The organism is Amycolatopsis kentuckyensis, assembly GCF_041679295.1.
Taxonomy (GTDB): Bacteria; Actinomycetota; Actinomycetes; order Mycobacteriales; family Pseudonocardiaceae; genus Amycolatopsis; species Amycolatopsis kentuckyensis_A.
On record NZ_JBGDMD010000005.1, the window covers coordinates 169,831 to 187,233 of the forward strand.

Annotated in this window: 16 protein-coding genes; 10 read left to right on the forward strand and 6 right to left on the reverse strand. The window is 71.1% G+C overall.

The window, feature by feature from the left end:
* Nucleotides 1–121: 121 nt before the first annotated feature.
* Nucleotides 122–3,355: a S8 family serine peptidase gene (locus ACERZO_RS21795; protein WP_372666569.1), complete on the reverse strand. Its 3,234-nt coding sequence runs from the start codon at nt 3,353–3,355 to the stop codon at nt 122–124.
* Between the two features lie 250 nt (nt 3,356–3,605).
* Here ACERZO_RS21795 and ACERZO_RS21800 point away from each other — a divergent pair, with 250 nt between their 5' ends.
* The 5 genes from ACERZO_RS21800 (at nt 3,606) to ACERZO_RS21820 (ending at nt 10,754) form a co-directional block, all read left to right on the forward strand.
* Nucleotides 3,606–4,220, forward strand: a complete 615-nt coding sequence (locus ACERZO_RS21800) for a TetR/AcrR family transcriptional regulator (RefSeq protein WP_372666570.1) — start codon at nt 3,606–3,608, stop codon at nt 4,218–4,220.
* Nucleotides 4,221–4,222: 2 nt separating this feature from the next.
* Entirely contained in the window at nt 4,223–5,131 is a 909-nt protein-coding gene (locus tag ACERZO_RS21805) for an ABC transporter ATP-binding protein (protein ID WP_372666571.1), read from the forward strand.
* Nucleotides 5,128–6,681, forward strand: a complete 1,554-nt coding sequence (locus ACERZO_RS21810; protein WP_372666572.1) for an ABC transporter permease — start codon at nt 5,128–5,130, stop codon at nt 6,679–6,681. The genes ACERZO_RS21805 and ACERZO_RS21810 overlap by 4 nt, the downstream gene beginning before the upstream one ends.
* Before the next feature lie 218 nt (nt 6,682–6,899).
* Nucleotides 6,900–8,348 (forward strand): amidohydrolase, encoded by a 1,449-nt coding sequence (locus tag ACERZO_RS21815; protein ID WP_372666573.1) that lies wholly within the window; start codon nt 6,900–6,902, stop codon nt 8,346–8,348.
* A gap of 75 nt (nt 8,349–8,423) precedes the next feature.
* Nucleotides 8,424–10,754, forward strand: coding sequence for a GH92 family glycosyl hydrolase (locus tag ACERZO_RS21820; RefSeq protein ID WP_372666574.1), 2,331 nt, complete (start codon nt 8,424–8,426; stop codon nt 10,752–10,754).
* Nucleotides 10,755–10,800: 46 nt separating this feature from the next.
* Here the strand turns inward: ACERZO_RS21820 and ACERZO_RS21825 are convergent, their stop codons facing one another.
* Nucleotides 10,801–12,165: an MFS transporter gene (locus ACERZO_RS21825; RefSeq protein WP_372666575.1), complete on the reverse strand. Its 1,365-nt coding sequence runs from the start codon at nt 12,163–12,165 to the stop codon at nt 10,801–10,803.
* 125 nt (nt 12,166–12,290) lie between these two features.
* On the opposite strand from ACERZO_RS21825, the gene ACERZO_RS21830 reads away from it, so the two are divergent.
* Complete coding sequence (locus ACERZO_RS21830; RefSeq protein ID WP_372666576.1) at nt 12,291–12,881, forward strand: TetR/AcrR family transcriptional regulator; 591 nt, start codon at nt 12,291–12,293, stop codon at nt 12,879–12,881.
* Here the strand turns inward: ACERZO_RS21830 and ACERZO_RS21835 are convergent.
* The gene (locus ACERZO_RS21835) at nt 12,855–13,019 is read right to left on the reverse strand and encodes a DUF397 domain-containing protein (protein WP_372666577.1); all 165 of its coding nucleotides are present in this window, start codon (nt 13,017–13,019) and stop codon (nt 12,855–12,857) included. The genes ACERZO_RS21830 and ACERZO_RS21835 overlap by 27 nt on opposite strands.
* 12 nt (nt 13,020–13,031) lie before the next feature.
* A complete protein-coding gene (locus ACERZO_RS21840) occupies nt 13,032–13,892 on the reverse strand; it encodes a helix-turn-helix domain-containing protein (RefSeq protein WP_372667204.1) in 861 nt (286 codons plus the stop codon).
* 51 nt (nt 13,893–13,943) lie between these two features.
* Here ACERZO_RS21840 and ACERZO_RS21845 point away from each other — a divergent pair, with 51 nt between their 5' ends.
* From ACERZO_RS21845 to ACERZO_RS21855, 3 genes are read left to right on the forward strand one after another with little or no spacing between them, the layout of a single operon-like run.
* Nucleotides 13,944–14,138, forward strand: a complete 195-nt coding sequence (locus ACERZO_RS21845; RefSeq protein ID WP_372666578.1) for a zinc finger protein — start codon at nt 13,944–13,946, stop codon at nt 14,136–14,138.
* Entirely contained in the window at nt 14,132–14,548 is a 417-nt protein-coding gene (locus tag ACERZO_RS21850; protein WP_372666579.1) for a hypothetical protein, read from the forward strand. Before ACERZO_RS21845 ends, ACERZO_RS21850 begins: the two co-directional genes overlap by 7 nt.
* 26 nt (nt 14,549–14,574) lie before the next feature.
* A complete protein-coding gene (locus ACERZO_RS21855; protein ID WP_372666581.1) occupies nt 14,575–15,054 on the forward strand; it encodes a DUF2127 domain-containing protein in 480 nt (159 codons plus the stop codon).
* Here the strand turns inward: ACERZO_RS21855 and ACERZO_RS21860 are convergent.
* On the reverse strand, nt 15,051–15,761 hold the full coding sequence (locus tag ACERZO_RS21860; protein ID WP_372666582.1) for a PP2C family protein-serine/threonine phosphatase: 711 nt from the start codon (nt 15,759–15,761) through the stop codon (nt 15,051–15,053). The genes ACERZO_RS21855 and ACERZO_RS21860 overlap by 4 nt on opposite strands.
* Nucleotides 15,762–15,875: 114 nt before the next feature.
* Between ACERZO_RS21860 and ACERZO_RS21865 the strand changes: the two genes are divergently transcribed.
* Entirely contained in the window at nt 15,876–16,601 is a 726-nt protein-coding gene (locus ACERZO_RS21865) for an AfsR/SARP family transcriptional regulator (RefSeq protein ID WP_372666583.1), read from the forward strand.
* Here ACERZO_RS21865 and ACERZO_RS21870 read toward each other — a convergent pair.
* The gene (locus ACERZO_RS21870; RefSeq protein WP_372666584.1) at nt 16,580–17,335 is read right to left on the reverse strand and encodes a hypothetical protein; all 756 of its coding nucleotides are present in this window, start codon (nt 17,333–17,335) and stop codon (nt 16,580–16,582) included. The genes ACERZO_RS21865 and ACERZO_RS21870 overlap by 22 nt on opposite strands.
* Between the last annotated feature and the right edge of the window lie 68 nt (nt 17,336–17,403).

Below are 17,403 nucleotides of genomic sequence, written 5' to 3' on the forward strand. Positions count from 1 at the left end.
ATACGGACGCGCGCCGAACGAGGGCAAGAGTTCACCGCACATACGCAAACTTGCGTCGGAAACCCACCAATACAGCGAAAACCGCCCCGGGCGCACCCGGGGCGGTTTCCGTTCAGCGGGACTAGCTCACCGAATTGACCAGCACCAGCGAGGAGCCGACCGTGACCCCCGTGTCGGTCTGCACGGTCAGCTGACCGCGCAGGATCCGGCCCGCCGCCGGAGCGGCCGATGCGGTCACCGTCCCCGGCACCGTCCACGAGGTGCCCGACGCCCGCGCCGCGTTCGCGTCGGTCACCGCGACCGAACCGAACGCCGGGTTGGTGAACACGTCGAGGTAGTCGTACTCGGTCGTGCCCGCGGGCACGGCGTACCCGTCGACCAGCGCGACCCAGGTGCCCGCCGCCGGGTTGGCTACGGTCACCGACTCCTCGGAGTCACCGTCCGCGCTCACCGCCGCCTGCACGCAGGAACCGGTCGTGCAGTTGTACAGCACCAGGTCCAGGTCGGCGCCGACGTCGGACGTCTTGCCGATCGTGGCGGTCAGCGACGTCGAGCCCGGCGTCACCGCGATCTGGTACTGCTGCTGCGCGCCCTCGGCGATCGACGGCCGCGAGACCTTCGCGCTGCCCAGCGTGGCGCCGGTCAGCTTGCCGGTGAACGCGCCGAGCGTGTTCTGCACGGTGTAGGACCGCGCGACCGGCTGGCCCAGCGTGGCCGAGGCGATCGTGTCCGGGTTCGGCGTGATCGCCGTGCCCAGCACCGACGCGCTCAGCTTGTACGCCGCATTGTCCACATCGGACGTCCGGCGCGCTTCGACGACGATCTCCCACACACCCGGCAGCGGGTTCGCGAACGTCCGGCTGGTGGGCGTGCCGCCCGGGCAGCCGGCCCCCGCGTCGGGGAGGTAGCAGTACGTCGTCGACGTGCTCGCCTCGGCCGGCACGCCGGTCGGGTCGTAGCGCAGGAACCGCACCTGGCCCTTGCCCGGGGCACCGGCGCCGGCGTCCAGGTCCACCTTCAGCGCGCTGGCGCCCGCGGGCACCCGCACGAAGTAGCTGGTCGCCTGGTTGCGGGCGATCTTGCCGGCCACGTCGACCTGGAAGCCCTTGGCGGCGGTGAACTCCTGCGGCGCGAAGACCGTGTTGAGGGTCTGCACGTCGATGCCGACGGTCAACGGGTTGTCCAGGTTCAGCACCGCCGAGTGGGCGCCCGCCGTCTTCGGGTCGACCTTGACGTCGAACTTCACCGGCGTGTTCAGCGGCAGGACCACTGTGGACTTCGACGAGAACGTGCCGTCGTTGCCGGTCCAGCGCGCGAAGTACGGGACCGGCTGCGCCGAACCCGTGGTGCGGGTGACCGTGTACGTGCGGGTGTAGGACTTGCCCGTGGTCACGCCCTCGCGGTCGTGGATGCCCACGCCGGTGTTCGGGGTGGCCAGCAGGCCCGACAGCGCGGTGTGCACCTCGACCGACGTCGAAACGGTGTCCGGCTTCGGGTTGAGCGACAGCGCGACGAACGCGGCCGGGACGTTGAACAGGCCCGCGCCCTGGGCGTAGGCGCCGATGCCCGGCACGAACCGCGCGGTCGACTTGATGGCCGAGCGCAGCTGCGCGACCGGCGGCCGCTGGCCCTTGTGCGTCGCCTTGTACGCGCTCACCAGCAGTGCCGCCGCGCCGGTCGCCTGCGGCGACGCCATCGACGTGCCCTGCAGCATCGCGTAGCCCGCGGGCAGGCCGTACGTGCCGGCCACCGGGCCTCCCGCTTCCCAGCGCGGAATGGTCGCGATCGCCGCGCCGGGCGCGATGATGTCCGGCTTGAAGCCGCCGTCCTCCCGCGGGCCGCGCGAGGAGAACGGGTGCAGCGACTCGGCGTTCTGGGTGACCGAGCCGTAGTTCGAGAGCCAGGTCTCCTTGGTGATGTACGAGCCGACCGAGATCGCGTCCGTGGCCACCGACGGGTCGCCGACGGTGTTCGCCCCGGCGCCGCTGTTGCCGGCCGAGATGAAGATCTGGACGTTGTACTCGGCGATCGTGCGGTTGTAGAGCTCCGCGCGGGCGTTGTTGCCGTCGTTGAGGGCCGGCAGGCCGCCGATCGAGATGTTGATGACGTCGGCGCCGTGGCTGGCCGCGTAGACGACACCGTCGATCAGGCCCGACGACGTGCAGGCGGTGCCGGTGAGGCAGACCTTGACGGCCAGGAGCTTCGCGCCCGGGGCCGCGCCGTCCATCTTGCCGCCGAAGAGGTCGTTACCGGCGGCGATGCCCGCGACGTGCGAGCCGTGCTCGGCGCCGGCGATGCCGATGCCGACGTAGCCCGGCTTGTCGGTCTGGACCACGAAGGCCATCCGCTCGGCGACGTCGGTCGCCGGGTTGTCCGTGCCGAAGAAGCCGTAGTCGTACTTCTTGGCGTAGTCGGTCATCGGCTTCTCGTCGGTGAAGTCGCCGTTGCCGTTGAGGTCGACCCGGACCTCCTTGGTCGCGCTGTCGAGCAGCACGCCCCACGAGTCGGCGCGGTCGCCGTCGCGGTTGACGTCACCGCCGGTCTCGCTGTCCGCGCCGCCCAGGTCGCCGGCGGTCTCGCTGAAGACGCCGAAGGTGTACGGACCGCCGGTGGCCGGGGCCGTCCAGTTCTTGCCGTTCGCGGTGAAGGCGCCGGTGTAGGTCTGGGTGGACTGCTTGACCCAGGTGCCGTCACCGGAGTTGGTGGCGTTGGCGTTGTACCAGTCGACGATCTTGCGCTCGCCGTGGCTGGTGGTCGCCAGCGCGGGCGAGTCGAGGTCGACGCCGGAGTCGAGCACCGCGACCGTGGTGTCCTTGCCGTCCCAGTTGGGCAGGACCTGGCCGAACTGCGCCGCGTAGGTGTCCCCGGTCGGCAGGTACGGGTTGACGCGCGGGGTGTTCTTGCCCGGGGCCGGCTGCGGCAGCGGGGTGGTCGCGCCGTCGGGCTTCGGGTCGTCGCGGTAGACGAGGCCGTCGACGTCGACGGCGTTGACCGCCTTGAGCTTCGCGGCCTTCTCCGCCTTGTCCGGCGCGATGCTGACCTTGACGTAGTCGAGCTTGGTGTCGGTGGACTGGACGACGCCACCGAGCGCCTTGAGCTGGTCGACGGCCGCGCCGGTCTGGCCCTTCTCCGCCGCGATCAGCAGCGTGACGTCGGGCTTGCCGGCCTTCTCGGCTTCGGCGACGAGCGCGCGGTCGTGCTCGTCGAGGGTCTTGCCGTCGGCCGCGCCCGAAGTCGGCGGGGCGGTCTGGGCGGCGGCCACCGGAACGGCCACGCCGAGGACGGAGGCGCCGAGTGCGGTGGCGAGGACGGTGATCCCGGCCCGCCGTCTCCAGCGCGATCTGAGCTGTGTCACTGAAACGACCCTTCGTGAAGAGATGCGTCCGACAAGAAGACGTCCGAGAAGTACACAACGTGAGATCTTCGGCAGCAATCAGACAGTTAGCCCATCGACCGCAATTGGTTGTGGGCCGAACGGAGCAATGTGATCGCCGGTTAGGCGGCCACCGGAAGCGCTGATTTCCGGTGAAAGGGACTCCTTGCTATACGTGTGTGCAGCGGGCTATATTCACGTGTAGTCAGCTACACGCACGTATAGGACGATCATGAGCACGGAAGACTTCACCGCGCGCGCCCGGATCCGGGACGCCGCCATCCGCCTGTTCACCGAGCGCGGCATGGAGAAGACGTCGATCCTCGACATCGCGGAGGAAGCCGGGGTGTCGGGCGGGCTCATCCGCCACCACTTCGGCTCCAAGGACGGGCTGCGCGAGGCCTGCGACGCGTACGTCTTCGACGAGCTGGTGAAGTTCAAGGAGGACGTGCTGGCGAAGGGCGCCGCGAACCCGGGGTTCCTGCCCGCGTTCGACGCCCGCCAGCTCCTCTACCGCCGGTACATGGGCCGCGCGATGGTCGACGGCTCCGAGGCCGCCGCCGCGCAGTTCGTCGAGATCGTCGACGGCACCGAGCGCTACTTCCGCGAGCAGGGCCTGGACATGCCCGACCCGCGCGGTGTCGCCGCCGCGCTCGCGGCGATGACCGGCGGGCTGATGATCCTGCAGGACCACGTCGCCCGCGCGCTCGGCGAGGAGCCGGGCACGAACGAGGCGATGCTGCGCATGTCCATGGCCGCCGGGCACCTGTTCATGAACCCGCTCGCCACCCCCGAAGTCCTCGAAAAGGCCCGCGAAGCGCTGGCCGCCTACCAACGGAAGGAATGACGATGGCCGAAGCGATCACCGCCGACGGCCTCACCAAGGCGTTCGGTCCGGCGAAGGCCCTCGACGGGCTCGACCTGACCGTCCACACCGGCGAGGTGCACGGGTTCCTCGGACCCAACGGCGCCGGCAAGACCACCACGATCCGCGTCCTGCTGGGGCTGATGCGGGCCGACGGCGGCCGCGCCACCCTGCTCGGCGGCGACCCCTGGACCGACGCCACCGCGCTGCACCGCCGGCTCGCGTACGTCCCCGGCGACGTCACGCTCTGGCCCAACCTCACCGGCGGCGAGGTCATCGACCTGCTCGGCCGGCTGCGCGGCGGGCTCGACGTCAGGCGCCGCGCGGAACTCGTCGAGCGCTTCGACCTCGACCCGCGCAAGAAGGGCCGGACGTACTCGAAGGGCAACCGGCAGAAGGTCGCGCTGGTCGCGGCGCTCGCGTCCGATGTGGAGCTGCTGATCTTCGACGAGCCGACGTCCGGGCTCGACCCGCTGATGGAAGAGGTGTTCCGGCAGGTCGTCGAGGAGGAACGGGAACGCGGCGACCGGACGGTGCTGCTGTCCTCGCACATCCTGTCCGAGGTCGAGGCGCTCTGCGACCGCGTCACGATCATCCGGGCGGGGAAGACCGTCGAGTCCGGGACCCTGGACGAGCTGCGCCACCTGGGCCGGATCACGATCGACGCGTCGCTCGCGCAGGTCCCCGCGGACCTGGCTTCGCTGCCGGGGGTGCACGACCTGAGCTCGTACGGCTCGCACGTCCACCTGTCCGTCGACCAGTCCGCGCTGGACGACGTGATGCGGCACCTGGCCGGCGCCGGGCTGCGGAACCTGGTGACCCGGCCGCCGACGCTCGAGGAGCTGTTCCTGCGCCACTACCGGCACGACGAGCCGGTCGGAGCGGCGCGATGACCGGGACGTGGTCGTTGCTGCGGCTGGTGCTGCGCCGCGACCGGCTGCTGATGCCGCTGTGGATCGCCGGCCTCGCGATCGCGCCGATGGGGTACCTGTCGTCGATCAAGGCGGCCTACCCGGACGCGGCGGCGCGGCAGCACTTCTACGACCTCAACGCGGCCAGCGCGACGTTCGTGGTCCGCAACGGGCCGCTGTACGGCTCGTCGCCCGGCAACCTCCTGGCGTGGCAGTGCGGGTTCGTCCCGGTCGTCGTCGGGCTGATCGCGCTGCTCACGGTGGTCCGGCACACCCGGACCGAGGAGGAGGCCGGTCGTCGGGAGCTGACCGGGGCGACGGTCATCGGCCGGCACGCGGGCTTGGCGGCCGCGGTGATCGCGGCCTGCGGAGCGTGCCTGGTGTTCGGGATCCTGGTCGGGCTCGGCGTCGGCGCGCAGGGCGTCCCGTTCGCCGGGGCGTTCGCCTTGGGGTTCGGGTTTTCCCTGGTGGGCTGGGTGTTCGCCGGGGTCGGCGCGGTCGCGGCCCAGCTGACGTGGGGCGCGAGCGGCGCGCGGGGCATCGGGATCGGCGTGCTGGTGCTGGCGTTCCTGCTGCGGGCCGCGGGCGACAGCGGCCCGGCGGGGTGGCTCGCGTGGCTGTCGCCGATCGGCTGGGCGCACCGGATGCGGCCGTTCGCGGGGGAGCAGTGGTGGGTCTTGCTCTTGGGGGTTTTCGCGACCGGCTTGCTTTCCGTGGCGGCGGTCGCGTTGTCGGCGCGTCGCGACCTCGGCGCGGCGCTGCTCCCGGCCCGGCTGGGGCGTTCCGGCGCGCGGGCGTCGCTGCGGTCGCCGTTGGCGCTGGCGTGGCGGCTGCAGCGGGGGACGCTGCTGGTCTGGACCGTCTGCCTGGCGCTGGTGGGGCTGCTGATGGGCGGGGTCGCGCAGAACGTCGCGGAGATGATGCGCGACAACAAAGCCGTCGCGGACGTGCTGTCCCGGATGGGCGGCGGAGGCGGGGTGATGGACGCGTACCTGGCGGGGACGATGACGCTGTTCGGCCTGGCGGCGGCGGGCTACGCGGTCCAGGCGACGCTGAAGCTGCGCACGGAGGAAGCGGCGGGCCGGGCAGAACCGGTGCTGGCAACGGCGACCGGCCGAATCGGCTGGGCACTCGGGCACCTGGCGATCGCTCTGCTGGGCTCGGCGTTCCTGTTGGCTGTCACCGGTCTGGCAACGGGGCTGGCGTACGGCGCTTCGCTGGTCCCGGCGGCACTGGCCCAGCTGCCGGCGGTGTGGGTGCTGGCAGGGCTGGCGACGTTGCTGATCGGCTTCGTCCCGCGCTTCGCCGCGGCGGCCTGGGGCCTGCTGGGCGCGTTCCTGCTGCTGTCCCTGGTGGGATCGGCTTTGCAGTGGAACGAGGCGGTGCTGGGAATCTCCCCCTTCGCCCATCTGCCACGCCTACCGGGCGGCACGTTCTCGGTGGCGCCAGTGCTTTGGCTGGTCGCGATCGCGCTGGTGGCCGGGATCGGAGGCCTGGCAGCGTTGCGAAGGCGTGACATTCCGGTGGGCTGACAGCCGTGAATGCCACCTCGAGAGGTGGCCTTCACGAACATCGGGCGGCAACCGAGGGAGTCGAACCCTGCGCGGCTTGTGAAGGCGGCGCCCATGGACCGGCCCTGACCCTTCGGCGGGCGACGGCTGCCATCTCTTACAACGGTAGCTAATACCCATCTCATTCCCATCTCACTCTGTGCTTCACCCGGACGAGTCCGCCTGGCAGGGTGGTCCGCATGGATGATCTACTGCTGCGCCGGGTGCGGCCGGGGCTCGGCGGGGAGCTCGCGGACGTCCGGGTCAACGACGGCCGCGTCACGGCGATCACCGAGCCGGGTTCGGCCGGGTTCGCCGCGCGGGTCGTCGACGGGCACGGTGGGACGTTGCTGCCGGGGCTCGTCGACGCGCACGTCCACCTGGTGCAGTGGGCGACTTCCCGCCGCCGGATCCCCTTGGCCGCGGCGCGGTCGGCCGGGGAGGCGATCGAGCTGCTGCTGGCCCACTTGCTGGCGACGCCGGCGCGGCAGTCGGAACTGGTCGTGGGGGCGGGCTTCCGCGACGCGCTCTGGCCGGACAAGCCGCACAAGGACCTGCTGCAGCGGGCGCTGCCCGGCCGGGCGGTGGCGTTGTTCAGCGCGGATCTGCACACGCTGTGGCTGAGCCCGGCGGCGCTGAAGCTGATCGGCCGCGACCACCCGACGGGTGTGCTGCTGGAGAACGACTGCATGAGCGCGACGGCCCAGTTGCCGACGGCCGCGATCGACGTCCAGGACCAGTGGGTGGCGGAGGCGGTGTCCGCGGCGGCCGCGCGCGGGGTGACGCAGATCGTCGACTACGAATACGCGGACACGGTCGCGGACTGGACGCGCCGAGGTGCCCCCGCGGCCCGAATCTCGTGCGTGATCGCGCGGTACCTGCTGGACCAGACCATCGAGCGCGGTCACCGCACGGGCGACGTCCTCCCGGATTCGGACGGGCTGCTGACGGTGGGCCCGTTCAAGCTCTTCGTGGACGGGTCCCTCAACACGCGTACGGCTTATTGCCACGACCCCTACCCCGGCGGGGATTTCCGCGGGCTCCTGGAACTCCCGGTTTCGTCGCTCGTTTCTTTGATGGAACGGGCTTTCGTCCACGGGCTGATCCCCGCGGTCCACGCGATCGGCGACGCGGCCAACACGATCGCGCTGGCCGCGTTCGAGGAGGTCGGCTGTCCCGGCCGGATCGAGCACGCGCAACTGCTCTCGGCTTCCGACGTCAAGCGGTTCGCCGAGCTGGGCGTGATCGCGGCGGTCCAGCCGGCGCACCAGCCGGACGACCGCGACGTCGCCGACCGCCATTGGCACGGGCGGACTTCACGGGCGTTCCCCTACCGCGCACTGCTGGAATCCGGCGCCCGCCTGGAATTCGGGTCGGACGCCCCGGTGGCTCCGCTGGACCCCTGGGACGGCATCGCGTCGGCGGTGTTCCGGACGGACGACGACCGGCCCGCGTGGCACCCGGAGCAGTCCATCCCGTTCCCCGACGCGCTGGCCGCGTCCTCGGGCGGCCGCCGGGGCGTGTCGGTCGGGGACGTGGCGGACTTGATGGTGACGGCGGCGGACCCGTCGGTGCTGTCGGCCGCGGACCTCCGGGCCCTCCCGGTGACGGCGACGATCCTGAACGGCCACGTCACCCACCAGGTCTGACCGGGGCTTGATTTGTCCACCGGACAACGGAAAAGATCTCACCGTGCATGTGACAACGTTGTCAGGAGGACACGGATGAGAGCGCGGACGCGCGTGCTTGCCACCCTGCTCGCCGGGGCCACCGCCGTGGTCCTCGCGACCCCCGCCGAAGCCGCCGGGCCGAGGTTCGCCGACGATCCCACGACCCTCGTCGACACCTCGATCGGCAACAACGGGGACGGCACCACCTTCCCGGGCGCCACCACCCCCTTCGGGATGGTGCAGCTGTCCCCGGACACCCAGCTCAAGAAGTACGCGTCCTACGACTACGCGCAGGACACCACCCTCGGCTTCAGCCACACCCACCTCTCCGGCGTCGGCTGCCAGACGATGGGCAACTTCCGGTTCATGCCGACCACCGGCGCCGTCACGAGCAGCGATCCCGCCCAGTACGGCGCCAAGTTCAGCCACGCCAGTGAGACCCGGCAACCCGGGTACTACGGCGTGAAGCTCGACAACGGCATCGAAGCCGAGTTGACCGCCACCCAGCGCACCGGCCAGCACCGCTACACCTTTCCGGACAAGGCGAGCGAGAACGTCCTCATCGAGGTCGGCGAGAGCAACGGCTACACCTACGCCGGCGACGTCCACGTCGTCGGCGACGACACCGTCGAAGGCTGGCTGCAGGGCGGGAACTTCTGCTGGGAGACGCAGAAGGAGCGCTACAAGGTCTTCTTCAGCGCCAAGTTCGACCGCAAGTTCACGAGCTTCGGCACCTGGACCGACAACAAGCTGACGCCGAACCAGCGTGACGCCAAGCTCGGCGCCCAGCGCACCGGCGCCTGGCTCACCTTCGGCAGCGACAAGAGCCAGGTGGGGGCGTCCGTCGGGCTCTCCTACACCTCGATCGACGGTGCCCGGCTGAACCGCGGCGCCGAGCAGCCCCAGTCGTTCGACAAGGCGCGGAAAGCCGCCCACGACACGTGGGAAGACGAGCTGAACCGCCTGCGCGTCGCCGGCGGGACGGCCGCCGACCAGCGGACCTACTACAGCGCGCTGTACCGGTCGCTGCTGCACCCGTCCGTCGGGTCCGATGTGGACGGTTCCTACCGCGGTTTCGACGATGCCGTCCACCGCAGCCGCGACACGTACTACCAGATGTTCTCGCTGTGGGACACCTACCGGTCGCAGAACCAGCTGGTCGCGCTCCTGCACCCGGACAAGGCCGCGGACATGACCAAGTCGGTCCTGAAGATCTACCAGGACGGCGGCTGGGTCCCGCGCTGGGCGCTGGCCGGCGGCGAGACGAACGTGATGAGCGGCGACCCCGTCACGCCGTGGGTCGTCGACAACTACCGGCGCGGCCTGCTCGACGACCGGACCGCGCGCCGGCTCTTCGACGCGTTGTGGCGCAACGCCAACGAAGTCCCGGCGGACCAGTCGATCTTCCGCGGCCGCGACGGCAACCCGACGTACGTGAAGAACGGCTGGATCGGCTACCAGGACCTGCCGGGCTACACCTACGGCGACACCCGCCAGGCCGGCTCGGCCACCCTCGAGTACGCCCTCGCCGACTGCGCACTGTCCACTATGGCCTCCGGACTGGGCTACCGGGACAAGGCCGCGACGCTTTCCGCCCGCTGCGGCAACTTCGCGAAGCTGTGGGACACCAGCGTCGAATCCCACGGCTTCACCGGCTTCCCGCGCACCCGCGCGGCGGACGGTACCGGCGTCGGCGACCCGGATCCCGCGCAATCGACCGGCTTCCACGAGGGCACGCCGTGGCAGTACCAGTGGCTCGCCCAGCAGGACCCGGCGAAGCTGTTCGGCCTGATGGGCGGCTCGGCGCAGGCCGAAAAGCGGCTTGACACCTTCTTCGACCTGCCGCTGCTGCTCACCGACCCGGCGAAGGCCGCCAAGGACTCCTGGGTCCACGGCGCGTACGACTACCACAACAACTTCGCCTTCAACCCGAACAACGAACCCGACCTGCACGCGCCCTGGATGTACAGCTGGACGGGCGCGCCGTGGAAGACGTCGGCCGTGCTGCGCGCGGCGCGGACGCTCTTCACCGACACGCCTTATGGCATGCCCGGCAACGACGACCTCGGCACCATTTCGTCGTGGCTCGTCTTCGGCATGACGGGCGTCTTCGAAGCCCAGCCCGGCTCCGGGACGTACCTGCTCAGCACGCCGATGTTCGAGAAGGTCGAGATCCGCCCGGCCGGTGGCCGCAAGATCGAGATCGAGGCGCCGGGCGCGAGCGCGTCGAAGCTGCAGTACACAAAGGACGTCCGGATCGGACACCGGACGTACGACCGCAGCTGGATCTCGCATGCGGACCTGCTCCGGGCGGGCAAGATCCGCTTCTCCCTGAGCGACACCCCGACGGCGTGGGGCACTAAGTCGGCCCCACCCGCCATGTGAGCCATGAGGGGCACCTCCACGGCCGTGGAGGTGCCCCTCATGGCTTTCAGGCCCGGCGCAGGGACGGGAGCATCGTGGCCACCCCCAGCGTGGCCACGATCAGCGGGACCACCAGGGCGGCTTGGAGGCCGGTGGTGGCCGTGACCGCGGAGACCACCCCCAAGGTGAGCGCCGGGCCGACCTGGAACGCCGTGTTGACCAGGCCGCCCGCCAAGCCCTGGTCGGCGGCCGGGACGCTGTCCGCCGCGGCCATCGTCAGCGGGCCGTAGGTGAGCGTGAACGCCAGGCCCACCAGCAGGAACGCGGGCAGCATCAATGTCCAGTAGCCGGTCGAGGCGTCCAGGGACAGCAGCAGCGCGTACGCCGCCACCGACGAAGTCAGGCCGGCCAACGCGACGCGTCCCGAGCCGAACCGGCCGACCAGCGGCGCGGCGATCCGCGGCGCCAGCACCGCGACGACCAGCCCGCTCGGGCACACCGCCAGCCCGGTTTCCAGCGCCGACCAGCCGCGGACGTCCTGCAGGTACAGCGTGACGAGGAACAGCGCGCCGACCCAGCCACCCAGCAGTGACATCGCCCCGACGTTCGCCCGCACCAGTGCGCCGGACCGCAGGATCCCGAGCCGCACCAACGGGTTCGCGACCCGGCGTTCGATCGCGGCGAACGCCGTCAGCAGCGCCGCGACGCCCACCAGTGAGCCGAGTGTCCGCACCGACGCCCAGCCCGCGTCCGGCGCCTGGACCAGCGTGAACACCAGGAGCAGCATCGCCGCCGTGACGGTCGCCGACCCCGCGACGTCGAACCCCCGGCCCGGCGCCGGGGCCGAGCGCGGGACGACGGCGAGCGCGCCGGCCAGCGTGGCCAGCGCGACCAGCACCGGCGCGTGGAACACCCACCGCCAGCTGACCTCGGTGAGCAGCCCGCCCGCGACGAGTCCGAGCGAGAACCCGGTGGCGCCGGTCGCGGTGTAGATCGACAGCGCCTTGTTGCGGACGGGTCCTTCGGTGAAGCTCGTCGTGATGATCGAGAAGCCGGCGGGCGCGCTGAAGGCGGCGCTGATCCCGGTGACGAACCGCGCGGCGATCAGCAGCGGGCCGCTGGTGGCGAAGCCGCCGAGCGCGGTCGCGACGGCGAACACCGCCAGCGCGCCGACCAGCATCCGGCGCCGGCCGAGCAGGTCGGCCGCGCGGCCGCCGAGCAGCAGGAACCCGCCGAACCCGAGGACGTACCCGCTGACCACCCACTGCAGGGAGCCGGTGGCCAGGCCGAGTTCGGCGCCGATCGACGGCAGCGCGACGCCCTTCATCGAGACGTCCAGCGCGTCGAGGAACATCGCGCCGCACAGCACGAGCAGCAAGAGCCGGGCGCGCGGCGTGAGGCGGTCGTGGACCGCGGGAGCGGAAATGGTCATCGGAACCCCCAGATGAGTCGGACCGATCGGTCCGGGACCGAACGGTCCGAATCATGACGAGGGTCGGAAGCCGTTGTCAAGCGGGGATTCACGATGTGGACCGTTTGGTCCGGTACGATGGGTTCATGCCGCGCAAGCCGACGCCGGACGCCCGTGAGCGGATCCTCGAGACCGCCACCCGGCTGTTCAACCGCCACGGGGTGCACGCCGTCGGGATGCAGCAGATCATCGACGAGTGCGGCTGCGGCAAGAATCTGCTCTACACCCAGTTCGCCGGCAAGGACGACCTGGTCGTGGCGTACCTGAGGCGCTGCAGCGGCGACTGGGACACGATCGTCGCCGACGCGCGCGCGGCCGCGGGGGACGCCGAGGGGCAGCTGGTGGAGCTGGTGCGCGAGGTGGGCCTGCGGGTGAACGTGCCGGGCACGCGCGGCTGTCCGCTGCGCAACACTTTCGCCGAGTTCCCGGAGCGTGAGCACCCGGCGCACCGCGTGTCGATGGACCACTTCGTGCGGGTGCGGACGCAGCTGCGGGAACTGGCGGCCGAGACGGCGGCGCCGGACGCGCAGCGCCTGGCCGACCGCATCATGTTCATCATCGACGGCCTGTACACGAACGGCCCGATCTTCGGCGAGGAAGGCATGCGGACGGCGGTCGCGTTCGCCGAGGACGTGGTGCGGTCGGAGACCTCAGCGAAGCCGACGAAGAGCCGCTGACCAGGCCTGACGCGAGACGGTGAGCTGACCGGCGGCGGGAGCCTTGCTGTCCCGCACGCCGACGGTGCGCTCGATCGCCACCTCGACGCAGTCGCCCGAATCGCCGCTGTGGGACGACTTGCGCCAGTTCCGGTGCATCCAGGCCCTCCGCTATCTGGTCACCTCCGCGATCAGGCTGCGGGAGGCTTCTTCGCTCAGAGCGCTTCCGGTCACGATTTTAGCAAGGCGGCGGTAGGCGGTGATGTGCCGATCGTCGGAGAGAAAGGCGCTCCCGCCGTGGTGTTCGAGGAAGATGACCGGGGGAAGGTCCTCGTAGTCGTAGATGAGGAAGCTCCCCAGCAGGCCGGGGTGATACCCCTGCCCGGAGGGCAGGATCCGCAGCGAGACGTTCGGCAGCCGGGACATCGCCAGCAGGTGGTCGTACTGGTCGGACATGATGTCCTCGTCCCCGAGCGGCTCGCGGAACGCGGTCTCGTAGATGACCGCGCTCAGCCGGGCCGGGTCGCGGCGGGTGAGGATCTTCTGCCGGTCGAGCCGGACCTTGAGCCGCGCATCGGCCTGTTCGAGGGTGAGGTTCGAATTGCTCAGGAGAGCGCGGGCGTAGTCGGCGGTCTGCAGCAATCCGGGAATGATCCCGAGCGCCCAGTTGGTGACCGTGGTCGCCGACCGTTCGCATTCCAGCAGCCCGCTCAGGGGCTCGGGGATTTCGGGCGAACCGGTCGTGAGCCAGTCCGGCTCGCGTGCGGAGCCCGCCAATTCCAGAAAGTATTTCTGTTTTTCGCCGCGCACTTTGAAGAAACCGAGGATGAGGGCCACGTCCGCCACGGACGGCAGCCTCAGCCCCTTCTCCCACAGTGACAACACTTGCGGCGCGAAGCCGAGTATGCGCGCCAGCTGGCGCAACCCCACTCCGTGCGCTTCGCGCACTTCGCGCAACCCGGCGGCCAACGCGCGTGCGCGCGGCGTGGAAGAAGTCGCTTTCATGGCGTCGATAATACGAACGCCGTCCATCACTCCATCAGCGTGTTGGTGTCTACCGGATCGGACAGATTGAATGGTCCCATGTTGAGGTGGCAGCAAGCGGAGGGAAAGCGCCACGCGCTCGACGGGGTTTTCCCGCCGCGTCCCGAAGAACAGTTCACGACCCTGTGCGGGGAGGAGGTGACCGTCGCGGTGCGCGATGTTCCGCAGCTCGGCGGGCACTGGTTCGACCCGACCTGCGCCGGCTGCCGGGCGGCGTGGCTGGCGCGGTGCTGACCGAGGCTGACCGGGACGTGCGGCTGCTCGACCGCGTCCGGGACCTGCACACGTCGCTCGCGCTGGACGTCGCGTGGCTCGCGCGCACCCTCGACGACGAGGCACCCCGCCCGGACATCCTCCGCGACCTCGGCGAACGGCTCGCCGACCTGGGCGCGGACCTGGTCGCCCGCGCCGACGAGCTGGACGCCCGGGTCCGCGCCACCCTCCCGGACCACGGCTGGCTCCCCGAAGCGGGCGCACGGCGGCGCGCACTGGCCGTCGCCCACCAGGTCGGCCCGCACCCCCTCCGGTGCGGGCCGATCTTCCTGGCCGTCTGCGGCGCGGCGTGCTTCCCGTTCTACGGCACCGACCCGACCGGCCGGACAGCTCGGCACGAACGGTGCGAAAGGTGCCTCCACGTGCGCTGACCTGCCGTTCGTGCTGAGCTGGTGGCATGTCCGACACGAAGACGACCGCGACCGAGAAGTTCTTCCGCGTCGCGATCGCGATCAAGGGCCTCGACGGCGCGCTGCAGGTCGTCGGGGCGTTGATCCTCGCGTTCATCCCCGCCTCGACCGTCAGCGGGTTCACCCACGCGGTCATCACGCGCGACCTGCTGGGTGACCCGTCCGGCACCCTCGCCCGCCACCTCGAATCGGCGACCGAGAACTTCCTCCACGGCGACACGAAGACGTTCGCCGTGGCGTACCTGCTGGCCCACGGCCTGATCAAGCTCGGCCTGGTCTGGGCGCTGGCGCGCAAGATCGTCCGCGCGTACCCGGTCGCGGCGCTGATCCTCGCGGCGTTCGTCGTCTACGAGATCTTCCGGGCCGTCCACACCCACTCGATCGCGCTGCCGTTCTTCGCCGCGCTCGACGTCGTGATCATCGTCCTGGTGCTGCGCGAGTACCGGCAGCTCAAGCGGGACCGCTAGGCGGCGACGGGAAATCGCACCGTCGTGACGGCAGCCTCCAGGGGTTCCACGTAGATGGCGGTCGCGTTGTCCGAGCCCCCACGGGCCAGTGCTGCCTCGACCAGCTCCGCCGCCCCGGTGCCCGGCTGGGCCAGCACCGCGCGGATGCCGCTGCCGGCCAGGGGCTTGTGGACGCCGTCACTGGTCAGCAGCAGGCCCGTGCTCGTCGTCTCCGCCGTGCCGATCTCCTCCGGCTTCGTCGTGCGGACGCTCGTGGTGACGACGTGCTCCATCCGCGGCGTCACCGGCTGGTGGCGGGCGCGGAAGTACTCGGCGAGCGTGTGGTCGGTGGTCAGGCGGCCGAGGGTGGTGCCGTCCCAGGCGTACGCGCGGGCGTCGCCGACCCAGGCGATGCGGTACCCGCCGTGCTCGGCCGGCATGGCGACGACGAGCACGGCGTCCCCGAGCGTCTGCTCGCGCACCGCCTGCTGGGCCGCGAGCACCGCCTCGGCAGGTCCTTTGTGGACCGGAGTGCGCGCGGCGGCCGCGGCGGCGATCCGGGCGGCCCGGGCCGCGGCGGGATCATCGCCGACACCATCGGCGAGCGCGAACACGACGCCGGGCCCACCTGCGGCGGCATAGGCGCCGACGGCATCGGCGTTGAGCGAGCGCGGCCCCTGGGCGCTCGCGGTGTGCCAGCGCGGGTAACCCGGACGTGTCGTGATCATCGCGGCCTCCTCGTCCCCTCTGACCTCCATGATCCGCGCCCAACCTGTGGGCCGTCTGAGACTTTCCTGTGCCGCCGGTGTCGATCCGCGTATCTTGGGAACGGGGTGGGGGACATGGAGTTCCGGATTCTCGGGCCGCTCGCGGTCGCGCGCGCGGACGGGCGGCCGGCCGCGCTCGGCGGCCGCAAACCGCGGACGCTGCTGGCCGCGCTGCTGCTGGCGCGCGGCCGGGTCGTGCCCGACGAACGGCTGATTTCGCTGCTGTGGGAGGGCAACCGGCCGTCGACGGTCGACGCGCAGCTGTGCACGTACGTCTCCCGCCTGCGCAAAGGCCTCGGCGGCCCCGCGCAGCTCGTCCGCTCCGGTGGCGGGTACCTGCTGACGCCCGGCGGGACCGTCGACGCCGAGGAGTTCGAGCGGCTGGCTTCCGTGGGGCACGACGAACTCCGCGCGGGCCGCGCCACCCGGGCGGCGAGCTTGTTCGGCGCCGCGCTGGACCTGTGGCGCGGCCCCGTCCTCGCCGATGTCGCCGAACCGCTCCGCGCCGGGGAATCGGCGCGGTTCGAGGAGCTGCGGCTGGCGGTGCTGGAAGGCCGCATCGAGGCGGACGTGGCAGCGGGCGACCACGTGCGCGCGGTGCCCGACGCGACCGGCCTCGTCCTCGGACACCCGCTGCGGGAACGCGCGCGGGCGCTGCTCATGGCCGCGCTCTGCGCCGGCGGGCGGCCGGCGGACGCCGTCGCCGAGTACCACCGGGGCCGGCGGATCCTCGCCGAGCGGCTGGGGATCGCGCCGGGCCCGGTGCTGCGGGCCGCGTATCAGCGGGTGCTGTCCGGGTAGGGAGTCGCGCGGAAGTCGTGGTCGAGCTCGGCGGGCGACCGCGGCAGCCAGTACCGCGCGAGCGCGCGCACCTGTTCGCGCGGCAGGCCCGGGTTGACGTGCCGGTGATCGGGCCGCGCGATCGACTGCAACGCCCACGCGAACCCGAGCAACGGGTCGATCCGCGCCCACCGGTGCCGGTCGATGCCCAGCAGCATCTGCGCGCGCTGGACGCAGTGCCAGAAGTGGTAGCCCGACGGCGGATCGCCGTCCATCGTGTGCACTTCGGACTCGACGTCGGCCCGTCGCGGGTCGAACAGGATGCCCTGCCCGAAGGCGGCGAAGGCTTTGGTGAGGCCCGCTTCGTCGCCGCGGTAGAAGCGGTCGAAGTTACCGAGCTGCAGGGCCGAAAGCGTCTTCAGCTGAGGTTCGACGGGCTTCATGAACTCGGCGTAGTTGTGCGGGTAATCCGGTTCGAGGCTGAGGGCCCGCCATTTCGCGGGCAGGCCGTCCGGAGCGTTCTGCTGGATGAACGGGAAGAGCACGCCGTAGGCGTCGAGGACTTCCTGGGACGGGTGGTACAGCGCGATTTCGTCGAGCTGGTACCAGAGTTCGTTGGCCTTCCGGTCGCCCAGCATGCCCGGCACCGGTGGCAACGCCGAAGCCTCGGCGGTCCCGCTGAGCAGCCCGGTGCCCGCGACCGCGACGGCCGCCCCCGCCCCGATTCTGAGCAGGCTGCGTCGATCGAGCGTCATGGATTCACCCCCGTCGGCGGCCCCCTGCCGCCGTCGCCCGCCACGGTACGGAAGGTTTCTATACTTTC